The organism is Micromonospora sp. 15K316, from assembly GCF_004348525.1.
GTDB lineage: Bacteria > Actinomycetota > Actinomycetes > Mycobacteriales > Micromonosporaceae > Micromonospora.
Map to the genome: position 1 here is coordinate 1 of NZ_SMKG01000423.1, position 1,073 is coordinate 1,073.

Below are 1,073 nucleotides of genomic sequence, written 5' to 3' on the forward strand. Positions count from 1 at the left end.
CGCCGGGGGCGGCGGGGCCCGGAAGGGTCCGGCCGAACTGGGGGAACCGGCCGAACGCAATGAAGTATTCACATGCTTAAGATCGTTAACAAGAGCGCTCTCCACGCTTCTCGCCCGGCGTGGGCGACCACCGGCCGGCGGCGTTGTGGACACAGATGGACATCTATACGATCTGGTCAGCGCCCCGACAACTCCCCGGCTACCGCGATCCGGAGGCCCCCATGTCCCCGTTCCGGCGCCTACTCGCCCCCCTCGCCGCGCTCACCGCCCTCACCCTGCTCCCCGCCGCCCCGGCCGTCGCCGACCCCGGACCGCCGCCCGGCTCGATGGCCAGCCTCGGCGACTCGATCACCCGCGGGTTCAACGCCTGCGGGTGGTACGTCGACTGCACCTCGCGGTCGTTCAGCACCGGCGACAACTCCGCGGTCAACAGCCACTACCTGCGCGTCCGCGCGGTCGACCCGGCCATCGACGGCCACAACCACAACGACGCCCGCACCGGGGCGAAGTCCGCCGACATGTACGGCCAGGCCGGCACCGCCGTCGGCCAGGGCGTCGACTACGTCACCATGCTGATCGGCGCGAACGACGCGTGCACCGGCTCGGAGTCGAGCATGACCCCGGTGACCACGTTCCGGGCGAACATCGACTCGGCACTGAACCGCCTCCGGAGCGGGCTGCCCGACGCCCGGGTGTTCGTGATGAGCATTCCGGACGTCCACCGGCTCTGGTCGGTCGGCAAGGGCAGCGGCAGCGCCCGTACGGCCTGGTCGCTCTTCGGCATCTGCCAGTCCCTGCTGGCCAACCCGACCTCCACCGCCCAGCCGGATGTCGACCGGCGCGACCGGGTACGCCAGCGGGTCGTCGACTACAACACGCAGCTCGCCCAGGCCTGCGCGGCGTACGGCCCGAACTGCGACTTCGACGGGAACGCGGTGTTCGGCTACCCGTTCACCCTGAACCAGCTCTCCGGCTGGGACTACTTCCACCCGAACGCCACCGGCCAGCAGGTGCTCGCCACCGTCTCGTACGCCGCCGGCTTCAACTGGTAACCCCCCAACCCATCCCCCTTC

1 protein-coding gene is annotated in these 1,073 nt (G+C 70.4%); it reads left to right on the forward strand.

The genetic code is table 11. The features are described from left to right. Positions 1-221 precede the first annotated feature (221 nt). A complete protein-coding gene (locus E1211_RS32115) occupies positions 222-1,052 on the forward strand; it encodes a GDSL-type esterase/lipase family protein (protein ID WP_132354004.1) in 831 nt (276 codons plus the stop codon). The last annotated feature ends 21 nt before the right edge of the window (positions 1,053-1,073 follow it).

Coding starts and splice junctions, on each gene's coding strand:
- E1211_RS32115 (WP_132354004.1), top strand. CDS start 222: ATGTCCCCGTTCCGGCGCCTACTCGCCCCCCTCGCCGCGCTCACCGCC.